We start from the raw sequence: 20053 nt of genomic DNA, 5'->3' as shown, positions 1-20053 counted from the left end.
TGATTTTCAAAATATGTTTTATCTTTTAATAAAAAAGTAGTAATAGTTGATTTCAGTTTCCTTTACGGCTTATAAAATCCAATCTTACTTCACATCATCGTCGATATCGGCTTCATGGCTTCGAACGGGTTACGGCACTCTTTGCAGTAGAGGATGCTTCTGCAGGCGGTCGGTCCGAACAGGTTCTCCATCGAGGTAAAGAGGGAATCACAGTATGGGCAATGAATCTCCCAATCTTCTTCCCCTGTAAAATGTTCAGGCGGAGGTGCGATGCCGAATTCCTTCAGCCTCTCACGGCCCTTCTCAGTCAATCGATCCGATGTCCAAGGCGGAGAGTAGACGAACTCAACCTGTACAGATTGAATCCCAAGCTGCTCCCTGCATGCCTTCTCCACATTGCCTTTAATGATATCCAGTGCCGGGCAGCCTACAAAAGTGGGAAGCAGTTCGATCACTAGAATGTCTTCCTGATGATCGATGCGATTGACCATTCCGAGGTCCACAATGCTGATGGAATCTATTTCAGGATCTTTCACAGTTTGAAGAACATCTAAAGCGGTTGCAGTCATTTTCCTTCATCCTTTACCAGCTTGCTGCGGGATTTGTGTTATAAACTTCGCTTAATGTGGAAAGTGCTGTATCCAGTTCAGGAGTGTGTTCACCTAAGCGTCCATTCCCCTTCTTCATGCTTACAATCGGTGGAAAGGATAGTTGAGACGATTGGAATACCGGTTGAATGGCCATCTCCCATCGTTTCTTTAAGCTTTCTTCACCTTCGATCAGCGCCATAAGAGACATTTCTTTCCCCATTGGTCCCAGGGTCAGGACTCCCTGAAATTCATCCAGCACTCGTTCCATTGCCTTATTCATGCGTTCCCTTGCTTCCCCTCCGGCATTCATTAACTGAATGAACCAGGTTTTCCAGTGAAGCAGGTGATAGTATAATTCTGTGTTTATCTTAATGGCCATATCGGCGAGTGGTTCATAGGAGGAATTCTTTAATGCGTCAATCCTCACCTTTTTCGCCACGCTGTAAAAATAATGTCTCACCACAGCAAAGGCCCAATCATAGCGGGGTTCCTCCATATAGTTTCCAGGTCCATTCACTTCTTCAAGTATGATGGCATTTCTTCGTTCAGTCGCTTTCCGCCCATGAGCGAGATGGTCTTGATCCCCTTCTCCCAACTCTTCAAGGAGCTGATAAAACATGGTGGCATGCCCCATCGTATCCTGGTTGATGGAAGAAAACGCAACATCTTCTTCTATATGGGGAGCGAGCCCCAGCCATTCAGAACCTCGGTAAGCAAGGATAAAATCATCATCGGCCAGTTGATAAAGGAGGCTCAAAAGGGCTTCCTTATAATCCTCGTTCGGAATATCATCAGGACGTTTCACTTTCATTTCTTCTTCACCAGCTCTCCCCATGACATGATTTCTTTCTCATCAAGCATTTCCTGTTGGTACTGTCTCCACTTCTTTTTCAAATAGCCGTAACCTTTGGCGTTTCGGTAGTCTTTATTATCAAGGCGTGAGACACTCTCTCTTTCTTCGGGTGTCATCATTCTTACATCCGAACGCTTCACTACCCATATATCCGAAACAGGCTCTCTTCTCATGAAGTTCTCTTGAGCCATGACCATGGCTAGCTCATGATTCGGAGCCAGCAGACTGAATTGATGCTGCATCTGCGCCCCGTCCGACCTTTTACTGAACACTTCAAATTCCTGATAAAAGTTCTGCCCCTTGTCTGACATGCATTCTCATTCCCTTCTAGCTTACTTGGTCACCAGGGCTCAACGCTTCACGGACCCATGCATTGTTATCGTAGGATAATTCCCTCAAACGGAGGCGGTCCTTCGATTTCGGCCCATTATTGCGGATGATTTCCTTAAAGCGGCTCCAGTCAGGCTGCTTATAGATCCACCACTCTTTATCTTCATCGAAGTACATCGTTTCATCCGGAAGCGTGAGCCCCAATGACAGCATTCTTGGCACATATTTCGTGAAGAAATCCTGACGCAGTTGTTCATTTGTCTTCGTGCGGATATTGTACTTGATAGTGATATCCTGCTTAGAAGAACCGGTTGTCTTCGCATCACCCGGTCCAAAGAACATCAGAAGAGATTCCCACCAACGGTCCACTGCATCCTGGACCAATGCTTTCTGTTCGGGGGTTCCTTCTGTAAGAGCCATGATGATCGCCTCACCATGCTGGGCATGGAATACCTCTTCCGCACAAATCCTCTTTAATGCCCTGGCATACGGACCATAGGAAGCTTGAAGCATATTTGTTTGTGTGATAATCGCTGCCCCGTCCACTAGCCAACCGATCAACCCCGCATCTCCCCAGGTCGGCGCTTCCATATGAAAGACGTTATGAAACTTTAAATCTCCCGAAAACAAATCTCTCATGATATGCTCCCTTGTTTTCCCATAAGGCTTCATCAGATCTTCCGCAACACGAAGCAGAAGCTGTCCGTGTCCCATCTCGTCCTGTACCTTTGCCATGATCCCCAGTTTTCGCCTTAGGGTCGGTGCTTTCGGAACCCACTCTTTCTCAGGAAGTGCCCCCATGATTTCACTGATGCCATGCATGGATATCAGCTTGATCAGTGCATTCCGGTATTCATCGGGCATCCAATCATCGGCTTCGATTTTTTCGTCCTTCTCGATTTTTTTCATGAAATGAGCCATACGCTCATCTTCCTTCAATGGTTGATTTGTCAATACGTCACTCATTGCAGCCCCTCCTTTATCACACCGTTTTCACGGTATAGATAAATTGTGTGATAACTATTTTCCTCAAAAAAATTTATTGAAGCATGGCTTCTCCTCTAAAATCGACAATCCGGATGGCTTTTCCTTCTGAGCGGGGAATTTCCCTTGGACCTCTGATTTTCACATCCATGGAAACGTAACAACGATCTTTCATCAGACTCTTCACTTTCATTTCCAATTGATTCAAACGGTCATGATGCAAGTCGTTCGACACTCCATTAAAGCATTCATCCGTGACCTCCACCTGAAGCTCCACCAAATCGAGTGCCCCTTTTTTCTTTAAGTGAACTTGATAATGTGGTGCAAGCTCATTTATTTGAAGCAGAAAGTGCTCCATTTCGGATGGAAACACGTTCACACCCCTGATGATGAGCATGTCATCGACTCTTCCTTTCACCCGGGACATCTTCACCGTTGTTCGACCACATGAACATGTGCCATGTTGAATCGAAGCGATATCACCGGTTCTGTAGCGGATGATCGGAAAGGCTTCCTTCGTTAAGCTCGTAAACACAAGCTCACCGACTTCCCCTTCCGGCAGAGTCTCTAACGTATCAGGGTTAATGACTTCAACAAGGAAGTGATCCTCTGCAATATGAAGACCGTCCCGTGCCTCATGGCATTCCATGGCCACCCCCGGTCCAATGACTTCACTTAACCCGTAAATGTCGCATGCTTTAATATCCATCTTCCGCTCCAGCGTCTTCCTCATCGAATCTGACCATGGCTCGGCCCCGAAGATTCCATATTGCAAGGAAAGGGAAGCGGGATCTTTTCCTTGTGATTCCATTGATTCGGCTAAATTGAGAACATATGACGGCGTGCCACAAATGACCGTTGGCTGAAAATCTTCCAATAATGTTATTTGTCTCGACATGTTTCCACCCGATACCGGTACCGTGATCATCCCGAGCTTTTCACTTCCATAATGGAGACCCAGACCACCTGTGAATAATCCATATCCATAAGCGTTATGCAGGACATCCCCTGGTTTCCCGCCTGCCATAGCGATGGCCCGTGCGACAATTCCACCCCACATGTCAATATCATTTTGAGTATAACCAACGACTGTGGGCTTTCCGCTCGTACCGCTCGATGCATGAACTCTTACCATTTCCTCACGCTTTACCGCAAACAGGCCGAATGGGTAATGATCACGGAGATCTTTCTTTATTGTAAGCGGTAACATTTTTAAGTCCGACAAAGACTTTATATCCTCAGGCCTAATGCCCCTTCTCTCAAACTGTTCCCGGTAAAAAGGAACTCTTGTATAAACGACTGAAGCAACATGTTGAAGTCTCTCTAGTTGAAGGCGTTCCATTTGCGATCGACCGGCAGTTTCAATCTCATGCAAAATCAATGTATCGGCCTCCCTATCGTATATAAAAATATATTTATATAACGTTAATAATTCGTTTAAACAAATATGTGTTATATTTAACTACTCAAAAGATAACGTGTCTGCTGAAAATTGTCAATATATTTTCAGAAAATTTAATTAAAGTGAAAACGTGGTAGAGGTAGTTCGATTTCTCATCGTGAAGAATTGTTTCGCCGAAATATTTGAAATTTCGCCGTTAAATGTGGTGATTTCGCCGTTATATTTATAATTTCGCCGTTAAAATGAACACTTCGCCGTTATCCAAATTGATTCAACTAAAGTAGTAACCACAATCGTAGAACAAATAAAAACCCTGCTTTGACATCATTCAAAGCAGGGTTTTTCACTATTATTCAGTAGCCGGTTTAAGGATTGTCTCTTCCTTTTCCGCTTCTTCCTGTAACTCTTTATCACGTTTAATTTTCCCGTTTCCAACTGACAGGGCCACTCCAACACCGATGGCAATAAAGATCAAACCGGTTAGGAAGACGGTTGTAAATGCATCGGACCATGCGGTTTCAATCGAAGCAATCACGATACTTCCGATTTCTTTCGGTACTTCCAGTAACCCTGGCGTTACAAGTAATCCGAACAAAGCATCCGTTTTCTCACTTAGACCTGAAAGAATCTGACCAGCAGCAGGATTTTGTTGTTGTGCTGCCACGTCTTTCATATTTTCTTGAAGTGATTGATTCATCACTGCATTTAGTACGGTGATCCCGATTGTTCCTCCGATTGACCGGAAGAAGGTTGCGGATGAAGTTACTGCCCCGAGTCGGGATTTAGGGAATTCATTCTGAACTGCAATCATGAGTGTCGGCATTACAAGCCCCATTCCGAATCCCATAACAATCATATACATATATGCTGTATATTCCTTTGATGCGGGCCCCATCGTACTCATCAAAAAGAATCCAAATACGGTGATCAGCATGCCGGCCGTTAATACTGTGCGGTATTTTAATCGTAATAATAATCTACCGCCGATGATACTTGCCGTGATCAAAGCAATCATCATCGGTGTCATGGTGGATCCCGCTTGAGTCGGAGTCACACCCAGTATTCCCTGCATGAACATCGGAACGAACATGATCGCTCCGAACATTCCTAACCCGAGAAGGAATCCCAATGCATTCGTTGTGGCAAATACTCTATTCTTAAATAAGCTTAAATCAAGGATCGGCTCCTTCGCTTTGTTTTCAATGAAACCAAAGATGAGAAGCAATACAATAGACCCGCCAAAGAGCATGAAGCTCGTTCCAGAGGTCCACTCGAATTTGTCTCCACCGAAATTCAGTCCTAGCAATAAGAGGACTAATGCCGGAATTAAAGTAATGATACCAAGGTAATCAATGCTTACTTTATCCGTCTGGCGTCCGACATTTTCATATTTCAACCCGATGAATAATAGAAGGGCGGATAATATACCAAATGGTACGTTAATTAAGAAAATCCAGTGCCAGCTGATCGTATCGACGATGAAACCGCCAATGAACGGACCGATGACAGAGCTCAAACCGAATAACGCTCCGAATACCCCCTGCCACTTCGCACGCTGCTCAGCAGTGAAGATATCCCCAATGATGGTTTGGGATAATGGCATGATCATACCTCCGCCAATTCCCTGAAGTCCGCGATACAGTACGAGTTGCTCCATGGAAGAGGCCGTGGCACATAAACCTGAACCGATAATGAAGATAATGACCCCGATCAAATACAATAATCGTCTGCCATATAAATCCGAAAGTTTCCCAACGATCGGTGTAACCGTTGTGGAAGTGATTAAATAAGCCGTGGTTACCCACGCAAAGATGGAAAAACCGTTCAGTTCCGCGATGATCGTTGGCATCGCTGTCCCTACTACCGTTTGCTCAAGGGCACTAAAAAACATCCCGATGATCAATCCGGCCAGAACTAAACGTTTATTAATCCCTGATTGTACTGACATATGTGTTCTCTCCTTATTCTTCTGTATTGTTCTCAACTGCTGCAGCCAATTTCTCATAAATCATCACGAGTTGATTGACATCTTCTTCATCAAGATAAGCCAGATAGCGTGAGAATATTTCTCTTCTCTTCGCTTTCGCCTTCTCAAAAACATCTTGCCCAAGAGAAGTAAGTTCCAGCTTCACGATTCGGCGATCCTTCTCATCTCTTTGCCTTGAGACAAAATCATTCTTTAACAACCGATCAATCATGACGGTGATCGCACTGGGCTTTACTTCTAACTTCTCTGCCAGTTCCGTCGACTTTGTTCCTTTTGATGTCGACAGAATATATAGAATGAAGAACTGGGGTGCAGTTAAGTTCATTTCTTTCAATGCCACAGTCATTTCTTGTTGTATGTGACGATTCGAAATTTGAAATGCTGAAAATAAACGATCTATATAGGAATGTTGGATACGCTCCGGCTCCACTTTCACCCTCCATTTCTTTTCATTCATTTAATATTTAACCTGTTTAAATATTAATCACCTTAGGTAAAAAAGTCAACCATTTTTTCTCTCAATATTTCACTCCGAAAAATGTCAGAAAACATCCATTATATTAACTTTTATAAGTAAATGCTTTCATAAGAATCTTTTTCATTTACATGGTCGTTTATACTCTTTTTAATCGGGTTGATTGTTTTCATACTAATAAAAGTGCTTACTCCATAATGAAACAAGTTATACACAAGTTATACCCTTACACACCATAAATGATATTCAAGATGAATTTTCGCTTAAGAGTCTGATCCACTTGGTTTCTCCTCTCATGAAAAACAGGATTATGGTTCAGACTCTTTTTCCTATATGATAGAATTTAGGAAATAGTAGATTGAATGGATGATGAGAGTGAAAAAGAGACAAACTGCAGAGTTAAGAGTATACGCCCGCTTGAAGGACGCCTTGCTTGCCCGTAAGATTGCCCCTGGGACACAGCTCGTGGAGCAAATCATTTCTTTGAAGATGGCCGTCAGCAGGACCCCTATCCGTCATGCATTGAAACGACTGGAATCAGAAGGACTCGTTCAGATCATCCCGAATCGGGGTGCGTTTGTCGTTCATCCTACAAAAGAAGAAATCATTTCCTTCTTTGAATTGAGAAAAGAATTGGAATTCCTGACGGTGAAATATGGACTCCCAAAGGTGAAGAAATCGGATCTATCAAGGCTATATACGTTCCTTAAAGAGGAGCAGGAAACCTATAAACAAAAGGACCTGTTGAAATACGTCGAGCTCAACAAGCAGTTTCATTTGTTCCTTGCGGAGGTGAGCGGGAATAAATTCCTAATGAAGTATATGGATGAAATGCTGACTCAATCCAATGTGTATCTGTTTTTATTCGATGTATTCTATCATGTAGAGCCGGGTGAAAACGTCCGTTTCCGTGAACATGAAGAAATGGTGAAGGCTATTGAAAATAAAGACCGGCAAACCCTGCTGGAACTGATCGACCTTCATATGAAGCACAGCTTTGATGATTTGCGGATGGAGGATAAAGGGTATTCGTCCCTGGAGGCTGTTTTGATAGAGTAGACACGCACACAAAAAGCCGATCCCTGTCGTGTACAAGGGTCGGCTTTTTGAATTAGAATAATTTTGTCGTCCAGTCTTCGCAGTTCCATACTTCGGTCGCTACATCCTGATAGAATTCCGGTTCGTGACTAATCAGGAGAACGGTCCCTTTGTATTCTTTAAGGGCGCGTTTTAATTCTTCTTTCGCCTCGACGTCCAAGTGGTTGGTCGGTTCGTCAAATACAAGGACATTCGATTCTTTGTTCATCAATTTACAAAGTCGTACCTTCGCCTTTTCCCCACCACTCAACACTTCTACCTTGCTTTCAATATGCTTCGTCGTCAGGCCGCATTTTGCCAGGGCTGCGCGGACTTCCGCCTGGTTAAAGGATGGGAACTCGTTCCATACCTCTTCAATACAGGTGTGATTATTCTTCGTTTTGATTTCCTGTTCAAAATAACCGATATGGAGATAGTCTCCCAGCTCCACAGAACCTGCTATCGGTTTGATCTCGCCAAGAATACTTCGTAATAGAGTCGTTTTACCGATTCCATTGGCTCCTGACAGGGCAATTTTCTGACCACGCTCCATCTTGAGGTTGAGAGGCTTGGATAACGGTTCGTCGTATCCGATCACAAGTTCCTTCGTTTCAAAGATGACCCTGCCGGCTGTTCTCGCCTGTTTAAAGTGAAACTCCGGCTTCGGCTTTTCCGCAGCCAGTTCGATCACATCCATCTTATCAAGCTTCTTCTGACGGGACATGGCCATGTTCCGGGTCGATACCCGGGCCTTATTACGGGCTACGAAATCCTTCAACTCTGAAATTTCCTGCTGCTGTCTTTTGAAAGCCGACTCAAGCTGCTGCTTCTTCATTTCATGAACCCGTTTGAATTCATGATAGTCCCCTGCATAGCGATTCAATTCCTGATTTTCCATATGATAGATAAGATTGATGACACTGTTTAAGAATGGAATATCATGAGAGATCAGGATAAACGCATTTTCATATTCCTGCAGGTAGCGTCTCAGCCAGTTAATATGTTGTTCGTCTAGATAGTTGGTCGGCTCATCTAATAATAGAATATCCGGCTTTTCAAGTAATAGCTTAGCCAATAAGACTTTCGTCCGTTGTCCCCCACTCAAATCGTGAACATCTTTATCCAACCCGATATCATCCAGCCCAAGCCCCCGGCCGATTTCTTCCACCTTGGCATCTATGATATAGAAATCATTATTCGTCAGGGCATCCTGAAGGGTCCCTGTTTCCTCAAGCAACTCTTCAAGCTCTTCAGGAGTTGCCTCCCCCATCTTGGCAAACAGCTCATTCATTTCTGTTTCCATATCAAACAAGTATTGGAAGGCTGTCTTCAACACGTCCCGGATCGTCATACCTTGCTTCAACTGAGCATGTTGATCCAGGTAACCGATACGGATTCGCTTCGCCCATTCCACTTTTCCTTCATCAGGCTCAAGCTTTCCTGTAATGATATTCATAAATGTAGACTTTCCTTCTCCGTTGGCACCGACCAAGCCGATATGCTCACCCTTCAACAAACGGAAAGAAACGTCATTAAAAATCGCACGGTCACCGAAACCGTGAGTTAAATTTTTGACTGTTAATAAACTCATGTCGTAAACACCTTTTCTTTATATACTAAAATTCGCTTTCTCTATTATAATGGTCATTTCCCTTAGAAGATAGGGGGGAAATGAGCTGGTGCTTATTCTCCCCCTTACTCGACGGCTCCCGCTACATCATAATCGGCGGGATCGAGCTCAGTAGGTTCACCCATTACCATTTTGGCAAGTTCTGATCCAAGGTACGGACCAACCGTCAATCCCGTTGCCCCAAGACCGTTGGCTACCCACACATCCTCCAGTCCCGGCATGACACCGAAAACCGGAAGGAACCCGGGAGTGAAAGGGCGAAAACCGACTCTCATCTCCACTAATTCCCCATCCCCAATTCCCGGTGCCACTTCCATCGCTTTCTGGAGGATTTCATGGACCCCCCCCGCTGTTATACGGCGGTCAAAGCCGACATCATTTTCATGTGTGGCTCCTGCCACGACTCTTCCTTCAGAGAACGCAAGAAGATATTGGTCATTCGGCGGCATGACGACCGGCCACTCATCCGTTTCATTTCCCCCAGCGTTCAAATGAAGGATTTGCGCCTTTTGAGAAGAGATCAGAAAGTTGATTCCAAGTGGCTGAAACAATTCTTTCGCCCATGCACCGGCGGTCACAATCACCCCGTCTGCCTTCAAAATTTCTTCCCCTAATGCGACACCCACTATTCGATTGTGTTCGTTTAATAGTCTGGCCTCACCTTGACGAATGAATGCCCCATGCTTTTTTGCCCCTTTCAAAAGGGCATCCCGCATCGCTCTTCCATCTACCCTTGCCGCACCACTTACGTGAACAGATTGATACTCGTCAGAGAGAAGCGGAAAACGTTGACGGGTTTCTTCTGCAGTCAGCATGGTGAGTTCACCGATTTCCGGAGCGTCCTCCCTGCGTTTCTCTGCTCTTTCCACCATCTTAAGTAGTTTCTGCTCATCCGTATGAAGACAGACCGCTCCTACGCGTTTATAGCCGGTTTTCGTTTCTCCGTCTGCTTTCAGTTGGCCGATAATATCCGGATAATACTTTGCCCCACCTTTTGCCAGGCGATACCAGACTTTATTCCTGCGCTGTGACAGCCACGGACAGACGATTCCCGCTGCTGCATCCGTTGCCTGTCCGGGATCCCGGCGGTCTACGATTGTGACCCCGGCCCCTGCCTTAGCAAGATGGTATGCCGTAGAAGCACCCAGAATGCCGGCACCAACGATAATATATGATTTCATGTAAAACACCTTTTCATCTCATTTTCTTTCATTTTACTTGAGAAGGAGAGGGAACTCAATGGAGCCCCGTCTAGATGGATGAACCAAGTGCCCTTGATTAACGTTCAGCTTTTTGTTCCAGGTACATTTTCATGATATTGAACCAGACGCCTCCATCAACAAATAAAAAAACCTCCAATTCCAGACAATTCTCACTATTTTTCGCGAAATAGATTGACAAGTTGTTTTGATTCATGATAAAAATTGTATAACCTAATATTGAATAAGCTTTGAAGGAAACAAGTAGCGAGCATTTCCCTGTTAAAGAGAGCCGGTGGTTGGTGTGAACCGGTACAAAGATGATGCGTGAATTTCGATTCCGGAGCTTCTTTTGACGAGATCAAAAGACGGTTAAGGCCGTTATGTGTGAAGAGTGATGAGAATTTTTTTCTCATAACTAGGGTGGTACCGCGATATCCAAATCGTCCCTACGATATGTAGGGGCGATTTTTTTATTTGGTTAAAATAACCCCTTTACACGTCAATAAAAACAGAAAGGAGCATGAGAATGAGTCAGCGCGAACAATGGTCATCGAAACTCGGTTTCATCTTAGCGGCAGCCGGGTCTGCCATCGGTTTGGGGGCCATCTGGAAATTCCCTTATATTGCCGGTGAAAATGGAGGCGGAGCATTCTTCCTGATCTTTATCCTATTTACTTTACTACTCGGTCTTCCATTACTATTGGCAGAATTCTCAATTGGGCGAACAGCCGGAAGTAATGCTGTAGATTCCTACAGAAAGATTGCTCCTGGTTCAAGATGGCACTGGGTCGGGATTCTTGGGATGATTACTTCCTTCATCCTGCTTTCCTTCTACAGTGTAATCGGGGGATGGATTGTTGTTTATTTATTCAAAGCCGTTACAGGGCAATTAAACGGCCTTTCTTCGGATCAGTATGCCGAAGTATTCGGAGCAACGATTTCAAATCCCGTGATCAGTGTATTCGTTCAACTTCTCTTTATCTTGATGACTATCATTGTTGTGGCCAAGGGGATCGAAAAGGGGATTGAACTTGCCAGTAAAATCATGATGCCGGCATTATTTATTCTATTTATTCTGTTAGTGATCCGCGCTGTGACCCTTGATGGTGCAAGTGAAGGGGTTACATTCTTACTTCAACCGGATTTTTCTAAAGTAACGTCACAGACAATTTTAGAAGCGATGGGACAATCGTTCTTTACGTTAAGTGTCGGGGTATCGGTAATGGTGACGTACAGTTCCTACCTTCCGAAAACTCAAAGTCTGCCCCGTTCGGCAATCTCTATTGTGGCGATGAATATTTTCATCGTATTATTAGCCGGACTTGCCATTTTCCCTGCAGTCTTTGCCTTTGATTTAGAGCCTGGTGCGGGTCCTGTGCTTCTATTTAATGTACTACCCACTGTGTTCAGTCAGCTTCCTTTCGGGATGCTCTTCTTCATCGCATTTCTTGTGCTCTTCTTGTTCGCAGCGTTGACGTCCGCCTTTTCGATGCTTGAAATCATCGTTTCGGTTATTTCGAAAGGACAACCTGAAAAGCGCACGAAATGGTCGTGGATCATCGGTCTTGCCATCTTCGTTTGCGGTATTCCATCTGCCTTATCTTTCGGGGTTCTTGGTGATATCACATTGTTTGGTAAAACCATTTTTGATTTAGCTGATTTTGCAGTAAGTAATGTACTGCTTCCCATCGGATCATTGCTTATCGCTTTGTTTGTACCTATCAAAATGAAAAAGACTGCTCTATATGAAGAGTTGAAATTGGGAAGTGGATTAAAACGTGGATTATTTGAAACCTGGTTCTTCCTGATCCGGTTTGTGGCACCGGTGTTAATACTATTCGTAATGCTTGATGTATTGGGAGTATTTTAATCCCTTGAGCTCCAAACAAAAGGGTTGACCCCTGAAACGGTCAACCCTTTTCTTTATGATGCTCCATACCCCATGATCACTCCACACGCCAATCTTTTTCCTGCATCTCCTGAGGGCTGTGATCTGAAGTCGTCTGGGTTTTGATGGATAATGACCCCTTTCCCTATCACATCTTTCACTTTAAATTTATTTGTAAAGAAGGACATTTTAGCATAGCCGTCATTCGAAAATAAAACGGGGAAATCTCCCGCATGATTACCATGTGGCTGATGGGTCGGATTCCAATGCCCTCCTGCAGATGTGAAAGGTTCCTTTGGATCCCCTATCTCACAAACCCCTTTCTCATGGAGATGAAATCCATGTGGACCGATCGGCTTCTCGTCACCCTTTCCTTCTTTATAGGATGGTAAACCTGTCACTTCGGCAAATACTTCCACACCATTTTGCACTTCCCGAAAAAAAACATATCCCTGCAGTCTTGGAGCGAGTGGCCCTCCCTGAATGTGAGCGTAGGCCATATTAGGAGTATTTCGGTAATAGGAATAAGCAGGATAGCCGTATTGATAATAATTCATCCCTGATCCTCCTTCCTTCACCCTATTTTATGTTGGAACCGGTGATGACATGATGGAAAACCTTTAACATCATTATTAACCAAACGTTTGTTTAAACCCTAGAACCCTTTATATATCAAGGGTTCGAACCATTAGTCAAACGTTTGTTTATATTTTTTTCATCCCCAACGATTGAAACATTGCCCGGTCTCCCCGAGGGCCTCACGTATAGTTGGATTACACCACCTCACCCCTTGCTTCCTCTATGCAGTGCAAGACGGAAATATGATTGGTTTTATTTTCCTATTACTATTCTCCCTTTTCATTCTGTCCAAAAAATGTTATATTTTCAGAAACTTCTGATTTCTATTCTAATACGCAGCACTATTTTAGGAGGGATTTATATGCAAGGTGAAATTAGGTTAATTCCATACTTCATGGATGAAATGATTGTTGATGCAAATGAAATTCCTAAAGGCGTTGATTTAATCCAAGCTCCTAGCATGTGGAAGAATGGGTATAAAGGAAAAGGTGTAACCATCGCCATCCTTGATACAGGATGCGATATGAATCACCCGGACCTTACCGGGAAGGTGAAGGGCTCCCGGAATTTCACCGACGATGATGACGGTGCAGAAGATAATGTGACGGATTACAGTGGACACGGCACTCATGTGGCAGGAACGATTGCTGCAAGCGAAAATGGTGATGGTGTCATTGGAGTGGCTCCACAAGCTGATTTGATGATTATTAAAGTTCTTGCCGGCAGCCGTGGAAGCGGTAAGTACGAATGGATCGTAAACGGTATTTTGTATGCGATTGAGCAAAAGGTGGACATCATTTCCATGTCCCTGGGAGGCCCAACAGATTATGAGCCTCTGCATAAAGCGATTCAAAAAGCGGTGGATGCCAATATTCTAGTGGTCTGCGCTGCTGGGAATGAGGGTGACTCCAATAGCAGCACAGATGAGTTTTCATACCCTGCATGCTACAATGAAGTCATTTCAGTAGGAGCCATCGATCTTCAAAGAAAGTCTTCCTACTTTACTAATTCCAACAATGAAGTTGATTTAGTGGCCCCTGGTGAACAAATCTTATCGACCATCCCTGGTGATAAATATGCCAAGCTTAGCGGAACCTCCATGTCAGCCCCCCACATCTCGGGAGCATTGGCCCTGATCAAAGAATTCGAACAGGCCTCCTTTGACCGTAAGCTTTCTGAATGTGAAGTATATGCCCAACTCATTAAGCGAACGGTGCCTCTTGGCTTTCCGAAAACATTGGAAGGGAATGGACTGATATTTTTAACCGCTCCGGATCTTCTGCGCGAGCACTTGAGAAACCAGCCCCTTGCACAGATTGGGTGATGGATATGGAGTATGTAACTAGTTGATTATCAACTCATTTCCGCCTAAACGAAAAGAATCCCCGGCACAGATACATTTGTGCGGGGATTCCTTTCGTCTAGGAGAACTTTCAGCTTTGCCGAAGGTACGTTTTCAATAAAATGAGCCAAAAATCGTGCACTCAATCCTCTTATTATTTTGATACAAAAAAGAACAGCCATCAATGACTGTTCTTTTTGTGTTGTAACATTTCAACTATTGTAGTCTGCTTTCGACTTCTTGGCAGATTTGATCGGCACTCAGTCCGCTTGCTTCGATGACAGGGCCTTGAGTTGCTACATTTTGAATACCCATTACGTTCGTATCCATTCCTGTCATGACACAGCAGTCACAGCCGTTTGCATCTGATTCCTGCTTCAATTCTACTACTTCATGCCCTTTTTCACGTAAGGCTTGTACAACGTTTTGTAAGGATTGTTCAACACCAATTCTCATGCCTTTACACCTCCTGGTTCTACATATAGGTTTTTCTTTCGGTGAAAAAGATATTCGTCATTTATTTTTTATTTACTTGTCTGCCACTTTTTTTCTGACTTTGCCCTTTAGTATTTCCAGTCTGGGTATCAGATGCAAATTCCACATCATTCTTAGCTTTTTGTTTCGCTAATTGTTCTGATGTTTGGTCCATACTTTGCTTTCCCTGTTTTGACATTCTCATCCCTCCTCTGACTTTTATAGAATTAGAATCCCCATTTACAGGCAAAATATTTGAAGGGCATTCAATTCCCTTCGTATGTTTATTTCTTCCCTATACCGGGTAAATAGTCTGTATAACAATAAAAAAAGGGTGGTATTCACATGGATGAAGCAAAGTTAAATGAGTTAATTGATGGATTAAATGAAGATTTAGCGAATGAATATGCTGCAGTCATTCTTTACACAAATTATGCTGCTGTTGTGAGCGGCTTGTATCGTCAAGTATTAAAACCCTTCTTTGAAGAGGAAATTCCTGATGAACAGGGACACGCATTATACCTGGCTGAAAAGATTAAAACATTAGGCGGGCAGCCGACAACGACGCCTGCATCGGTTAAACAAACGGATGATGTGAAGGAAATGCTGGAAGAAGGCCGTAAAGCCGAAGCAGATACAATCGAACGATATAAGAAACGCAAAGAACAGGCTGAGGAATTAGGTCTCGTAGAGCTTGGCATTAAGCTTGATGATATGATCGCTGATGAAACTCATCACCTTGAAGAGTTCGACCGCCTGTTAAAGGATCCTTCTTTTAACTAATGACAAAAGACCGCTATTTCAGCGGTCTTTTTTACGTTATCACACGATAATCTTTCCATTCTTCAAGCAATAAGGAACGGTATTTAGAAGTTAAGTATCGATCATCGATCAACTTCAGTACTCCCGTGTCTTCTTCCGAACGAATGAGTCTTCCCCCTGATTGGAAAACTTTATTCAGTCCGGGATATACATATGCATAGTCATACCCGTTCATCCCCATGGCATTAAAATAATCCTTGATGATTTCCCGTTCCACAGAAGGCTGGGGCAGCCCTACCCCTACCACGATCACACCCTTTAACCGTTCTCCTTTCAGGTCTATCCCCTCTGAGAATATCCCTCCCAGGACTGCCAGACCGATAACAGGTCGCCCTCTATCACTTTGAAACTGCTGGAGAAATTCTTCCCTCTCTCCCTCATTCATATTGGGTGCCTGGATAATGATAACCGCATGCAATGACTCTTTATTCAAGCTTTCATACGCTTCCTGCATATAAGCATAGGATGAAAAAAAGACCAGATAATTGCCTTTGTATCCATTGAACGTTTCTTCTATGGAACTCGTAATGAAGGGCAGGGTCCGTTCCCTATCCTTCATCCGGGTCGAAATCGGGTGGATGCCAATCTGCCACTGGTTATACTTGAATGGTGAAGGGATCAGGAATCGATAATCTTCTTCACTCCCGCCAAGCTGTTGATAATAGTATGAAAACGGATGCAGCGTAGCAGAGAAAAATACCGATGATTGATACGGGTGTGTGACCTGTTTAATAAGCTTCGATGGATCAATACAATAAAGCTTCACTTCTAATTCATTGGAGCTTCGAAGAATGACAAAGCGATGTTCCTCAGAAAAGAGATTCGATATTCTCACAAAACTGATGGCATCAAAATACAACTGCATGAATTCCTCTGACCACTCACCGCCTTCTTCCCCCAAACATTTTTCAGCTATTTCAATGAAACTGACAATCGATTCAACGAATTGTTCGTCCAATTCACCACGGCCATGGGCACCATCTTCTTTTTTAATCCGCAGGAATTGCTTATTAACCGCAGCAACCCCCTGCTTCAATGCTTCATGCTCAGGATATAGCTTTTTGATTTGTAAGAATGCTGACTTTTCTATAGAAGCTGAAAACATTTCTCTTCCCCTGTCTACAAGATTATGGGCTTCATCAATGAGTAGAGTCGTCTTTTTCTTACTTACATCGCTCATTCTTTTCAGGGAAACCTTCGGATCAAAAATGTAATTATAATCACAGATCACACCGTCCACCAGGTAGGAAAGGTCGATTGAGAACTCAAAAGGACAAACTTTGTGATTTCCGGCGTATGTTTCGATGATGGGACGAGTGATGATGGTTTCGTTTGTCAAAATATCGATCAATGCTCCATTAATGCGGTCATAATAACCGTTTGCAAATTCACAATACTCTTTTTGACATATGGCTTCCTCTTTAAAGCAGATTTTATCTCTCGCCGTTATGGTAACGGTCCTGTGGGATAACCCCTCCTGTTCCAACAGCAACATAGCCTCTTCAGCCACAGTACGGGTGATCGTTTTTGCCGTCACGTAAAACCATTTGGCATCCCCTTCTCTTATTGCTTTTATGGCTGGAAATAGAGTGGAGATAGTTTTACCAGTTCCCGTTGGGGCATTGGCATAAAGTGATTTGGTTTCGGATACGGTTTTGTATACCGCCCCTGCGAGTTTTCTCTGCCCTTTTCGATAGGAAGGAAAAGGAAACTCCAGATCGTTAATACTTTTCATTTTGTTTTCTACATTTGTCAAAAGCACATTGGCAAACGGTGAATAAGCGACCAGGATTTCGTTCACGATCTGTTCAAGCTCTTCTAAGGAATAAGTATAGTTGAATGACTTCGTTTTCTCTGATTCAACCTCTATGTATGTTAATTGAACTCCAACCCGGGAAAGTTGCTTTTCTTTTGCCAATAAGTATGCATAGCATTCACCTTGAGCACGGTGGACGGGACTCCCTTTTTCAATCAAGTCCAGACTTCTTGCCGTAGACTTGATTTCCTCCACGGTCACTTTTCCGTCGTCATAGTGAATGCCATCACAGCGGCCCTCCAGTTGATAGATGACATCCCCAGCTACTTTCTCCCCTTTCAGAAAGACTTCCTTCTCGTCTCCTTCTTTATATTCTTTCTGGAGCTTCTGATGGAGTCTTGTACCAATTATCATGGAGGAACGTGCCTGAAATTTCAGGTCAATGCTTCCTTCCTTATATACGAACTCTACCAGTTCCCTGATGGATACCTTCATGCTTTTCTTCATGGACGTTTCACCTCCACTTTACATACGAAAATGATGATTCTAACTTATTTCAAATGTACATATATATTAGACAAGCTGTTTGGAACGGAGGATTCGGGGGATGAAGGCAAGATTTTTCTTTTATTGTGTAGGATTACTGGTTCTATCGTTAGGTGTTTCACTTATTATCAAAGGGGATTTGGGGGCAGCGCCCTGGGATGCACTTGCCGTCGGGGAATCCACCCTGCTTCACCTTTCAATCGGGACATGCATCTTCATGAATGGATGTATTCTCATTCTTATAAACGCACTCTTATTAAAAGAAGCGGTTCAATGGTTAGCAGCCATCTCCATTTTTGTGATCGGGATGATGGTTGATTACTGGATCTCTACTGGCCTTAAGACAGTTGAGCCCATGGGATTCGGACAGCAATTATCTTTTGTTTTGATCGGGATCCTGCTCCTTGGCATCGGAATCTCTATTTATCTTCAAGCCAAGCTTCCTTCCAGTCCCATGGATACCTTTATGGTGGCGATCCATCAACGATTTGGATTGAATTTACGCAATTCCCGTTTATTAAATGAAGCGATTGCCATTACCCTTGCCATGGTCTTCCATGGGGCTGTCGGCATCGGTACAGTCATTGTCGCCTGCACGTTAGGCTTTATCATTCATATCTTCTATCCTATCATGGAACGTATGTACGAGGAATGGAGTTGAGAGATTTGATTGATTATAATAAAAAAACACTTAGTCCTTCCCCTAAGCGTTTTGATTATTCGTATACGTGTTTACATGATTCGAATCGAATTTTGCTACTCTGTCACTATTTAACGGAAGACTTATCGTTGCAACGGTTCCTTTATTTACAATGCTTGTATAATGAACATGCCCCCCCATGGCTCCGATAATACGAATGGACACGGATGTACCTAGACCGGTGCCCTGGTCCTTGGTCGTGAAAAACAGCGTTCCGAGTCTCCCTATCTGTTCTTTCGTCATTCCCTTTCCTGTATCCGTGACCGTGATGATCACCTGGGTATGGGTGACTTCTAATTTTACGGTTACGCTGCCTTGGGGAGGAGTTGCCTCAATGGCGTTCTTTATGATGTTAACAAAGGCTTGTTTTAATTTATTACGGTCCGTTAATAGATACCCATCTTCATTTAAATCCGCTTCAAGATAAACCCCTTCTTTCAGGGCGTAGGCATTGAGGAGCACAGTGACATCAGAGAGAACTTCTTTGACATTGATTTTCTCGACCTTTTCAAACTCCGGCTTGGCAAAATTAAGATAATCGTTAATGATTTCCTCTGCCCTCCCCAACTCACTCAATACAATCTTTAAGTATTCATCGTGATCACCGGTTACCTGCTTTTTCATCAACTGAAGAAACCCTTTCACAACCGTAAGGGGATTACGAACTTCATGAGCAATGGATGCCGCGAGTTCACCGAGAGTATTGAGCTTTTCCGATTTCATAATTTCTTCACGCAATAACTTCTTTTCTATCATCCATTCATTCAGTTGAGCAGCAAGTCCCACTCCCAGCACTTGGATTCCACCGAATATGATGATATAGATCCCCATCTCCTGGTTGCCCGATACAGGGACACCTGATAGGAAGGCAAAGGAAAGCAGAATTCCGAGCATGACTAATGCCGGCCAAAAACCCAGTAACACAGCAAATGTTACTCGTTTTCGTGGAGGAAATGACCAGAAACGATTAGAAATCAAAAATGGCAGGAGCCCGGCTAAAAATGCACTAATGAACCCGAAGACGATTGCATCACCACCATTGATGATACGTGCCGACAAAATAAAAACAAAGACAATGACTCCAGCCTTCCTCCCCCCATATAACATGGAAAGAACCAATGGAATATATCTGAAATCCCAATACAACCCAAAGCTTTCATAAGCGAAAATCAAACACATAAACGCTGCAATCCCATGTAATACACCAATGAAAACAGGGGATTTCCCCAGTCTATGGTTCTCCAGGAGAGAGGTTTGAATGAGTACAGGAGCCAATATAATCAGTACATGCAATAAAAGTTTCTCGATCAGCATCGATCTATCTCCCAGAAAAAAGTATTACTTTACACATACGACAAAATTCTGATAAATCCTCTATCACCCCCCATAAAATCACGAAAAAAAGTCATGGAAGAG

At 43.6% G+C, this 20053-nt stretch carries 19 protein-coding genes and 1 other annotated feature; of the genes, 5 read left to right on the top strand and 14 right to left on the bottom strand.

Annotation, left to right across the window (positions count from 1 at the left end):
- Positions 1-89: 89 nt before the first annotated feature.
- From paaD to BAA9072_RS11380, 7 genes are all read right to left on the bottom strand, one after another.
- Entirely contained in the window at positions 90-569 is a 480-nt protein-coding gene (paaD, locus tag BAA9072_RS11410; RefSeq protein WP_201714810.1) for a 1,2-phenylacetyl-CoA epoxidase subunit PaaD, read from the bottom strand.
- A gap of 13 nt (positions 570-582) precedes the next feature.
- Positions 583-1401: a 1,2-phenylacetyl-CoA epoxidase subunit PaaC gene (gene paaC, locus BAA9072_RS11405; RefSeq protein WP_201714809.1), complete on the bottom strand. Its 819-nt coding sequence runs from the start codon at positions 1399-1401 to the stop codon at positions 583-585.
- Positions 1398-1754, bottom strand: a complete 357-nt coding sequence (paaB, locus tag BAA9072_RS11400) for a 1,2-phenylacetyl-CoA epoxidase subunit PaaB (protein ID WP_201714808.1) — start codon at positions 1752-1754, stop codon at positions 1398-1400. The genes paaC and paaB overlap by 4 nt, the downstream gene beginning before the upstream one ends.
- A 16-nt stretch (positions 1755-1770) precedes the next feature.
- Positions 1771-2739, bottom strand: a complete 969-nt coding sequence (gene paaA, locus BAA9072_RS11395) for a 1,2-phenylacetyl-CoA epoxidase subunit PaaA (RefSeq protein ID WP_201714807.1) — start codon at positions 2737-2739, stop codon at positions 1771-1773.
- A 73-nt stretch (positions 2740-2812) separates the two neighbouring features.
- The gene (locus tag BAA9072_RS11390; RefSeq protein ID WP_201714806.1) at positions 2813-4138 is read right to left on the bottom strand and encodes a phenylacetate--CoA ligase family protein; all 1326 of its coding nucleotides are present in this window, start codon (positions 4136-4138) and stop codon (positions 2813-2815) included.
- Between the two features lie 370 nt (positions 4139-4508).
- Positions 4509-6107 carry an MDR family MFS transporter gene (locus BAA9072_RS11385; protein WP_201714805.1) on the bottom strand — a complete coding sequence of 533 codons (1599 nt, stop codon included), beginning with the start codon at positions 6105-6107 and terminating at the stop codon, positions 4509-4511.
- Between the two features lie 13 nt (positions 6108-6120).
- Positions 6121-6603, bottom strand: coding sequence for a MarR family winged helix-turn-helix transcriptional regulator (locus tag BAA9072_RS11380; protein WP_201714804.1), 483 nt, complete (start codon positions 6601-6603; stop codon positions 6121-6123).
- 393 nt (positions 6604-6996) lie between these two features.
- Between BAA9072_RS11380 and BAA9072_RS11375 the strand changes: the two genes are divergently transcribed.
- Positions 6997-7680, top strand: a complete 684-nt coding sequence (locus BAA9072_RS11375) for a GntR family transcriptional regulator (protein WP_201714803.1) — start codon at positions 6997-6999, stop codon at positions 7678-7680.
- A gap of 52 nt (positions 7681-7732) precedes the next feature.
- Here BAA9072_RS11375 and BAA9072_RS11370 read toward each other — a convergent pair whose 3' ends face one another.
- Together BAA9072_RS11370 and BAA9072_RS11365 are read right to left on the bottom strand one after the other, a co-directional pair.
- The gene (locus BAA9072_RS11370; protein ID WP_201714802.1) at positions 7733-9289 is read right to left on the bottom strand and encodes an ABC-F family ATP-binding cassette domain-containing protein; all 1557 of its coding nucleotides are present in this window, start codon (positions 9287-9289) and stop codon (positions 7733-7735) included.
- 104 nt (positions 9290-9393) lie between these two features.
- Positions 9394-10509: an NAD(P)/FAD-dependent oxidoreductase gene (locus BAA9072_RS11365; protein WP_201714801.1), complete on the bottom strand. Its 1116-nt coding sequence runs from the start codon at positions 10507-10509 to the stop codon at positions 9394-9396.
- Positions 10510-10769: 260 nt separating this feature from the next.
- Positions 10770-10981 (top strand) — a binding site (T-box leader).
- Between the two features lie 75 nt (positions 10982-11056).
- On the opposite strand from BAA9072_RS11365, the gene BAA9072_RS11360 reads away from it, so the two are divergent.
- A complete protein-coding gene (locus tag BAA9072_RS11360) occupies positions 11057-12400 on the top strand; it encodes a sodium-dependent transporter (protein WP_201714800.1) in 1344 nt (447 codons plus the stop codon).
- 53 nt (positions 12401-12453) lie between these two features.
- Here the strand turns inward: BAA9072_RS11360 and BAA9072_RS11355 are convergent, their stop codons facing one another.
- Positions 12454-12975, bottom strand: coding sequence for a superoxide dismutase family protein (locus BAA9072_RS11355; RefSeq protein ID WP_201714799.1), 522 nt, complete (start codon positions 12973-12975; stop codon positions 12454-12456).
- Between the two features lie 383 nt (positions 12976-13358).
- Between BAA9072_RS11355 and BAA9072_RS11350 the strand changes: the two genes are divergently transcribed.
- Positions 13359-14321, top strand: a complete 963-nt coding sequence (locus BAA9072_RS11350) for a S8 family peptidase (RefSeq protein ID WP_201714798.1) — start codon at positions 13359-13361, stop codon at positions 14319-14321.
- A 234-nt stretch (positions 14322-14555) separates the two neighbouring features.
- Here BAA9072_RS11350 and BAA9072_RS11345 read toward each other — a convergent pair whose 3' ends face one another.
- Together BAA9072_RS11345 and BAA9072_RS11340 are read right to left on the bottom strand one after the other, a co-directional pair.
- A complete protein-coding gene (locus tag BAA9072_RS11345; protein ID WP_201714797.1) occupies positions 14556-14795 on the bottom strand; it encodes a YkuS family protein in 240 nt (79 codons plus the stop codon).
- A gap of 61 nt (positions 14796-14856) precedes the next feature.
- Positions 14857-15012: a hypothetical protein gene (locus BAA9072_RS11340; protein ID WP_201714796.1), complete on the bottom strand. Its 156-nt coding sequence runs from the start codon at positions 15010-15012 to the stop codon at positions 14857-14859.
- A 146-nt stretch (positions 15013-15158) separates the two neighbouring features.
- On the opposite strand from BAA9072_RS11340, the gene BAA9072_RS11335 reads away from it, so the two are divergent.
- Positions 15159-15596: a ferritin-like domain-containing protein gene (locus tag BAA9072_RS11335; RefSeq protein ID WP_201714795.1), complete on the top strand. Its 438-nt coding sequence runs from the start codon at positions 15159-15161 to the stop codon at positions 15594-15596.
- Between the two features lie 31 nt (positions 15597-15627).
- Here BAA9072_RS11335 and BAA9072_RS11330 read toward each other — a convergent pair whose 3' ends face one another.
- Entirely contained in the window at positions 15628-17898 is a 2271-nt protein-coding gene (locus tag BAA9072_RS11330; protein WP_201714794.1) for a helicase C-terminal domain-containing protein, read from the bottom strand.
- Positions 17899-17998: 100 nt separating this feature from the next.
- Here BAA9072_RS11330 and BAA9072_RS11325 point away from each other — a divergent pair, with 100 nt between their 5' ends.
- On the top strand, positions 17999-18598 hold the full coding sequence (locus BAA9072_RS11325; protein WP_201714793.1) for a YczE/YyaS/YitT family protein: 600 nt from the start codon (positions 17999-18001) through the stop codon (positions 18596-18598).
- A gap of 42 nt (positions 18599-18640) precedes the next feature.
- Here the strand turns inward: BAA9072_RS11325 and BAA9072_RS11320 are convergent, their stop codons facing one another.
- Entirely contained in the window at positions 18641-19951 is a 1311-nt protein-coding gene (locus tag BAA9072_RS11320) for an ATP-binding protein (RefSeq protein ID WP_201714792.1), read from the bottom strand.
- Between the last annotated feature and the right edge of the window lie 102 nt (positions 19952-20053).

Origin of the sequence: Rossellomorea arthrocnemi (assembly GCF_904424705.1) — a bacterium.
Taxonomy (GTDB): Bacteria; Bacillota; Bacilli; order Bacillales; family Bacillaceae_B; genus Rossellomorea; species Rossellomorea arthrocnemi.
The sequence above is the reverse complement of the archived record's forward strand: the minus strand, read 5'-3'. Positions and strand labels throughout refer to the sequence as shown.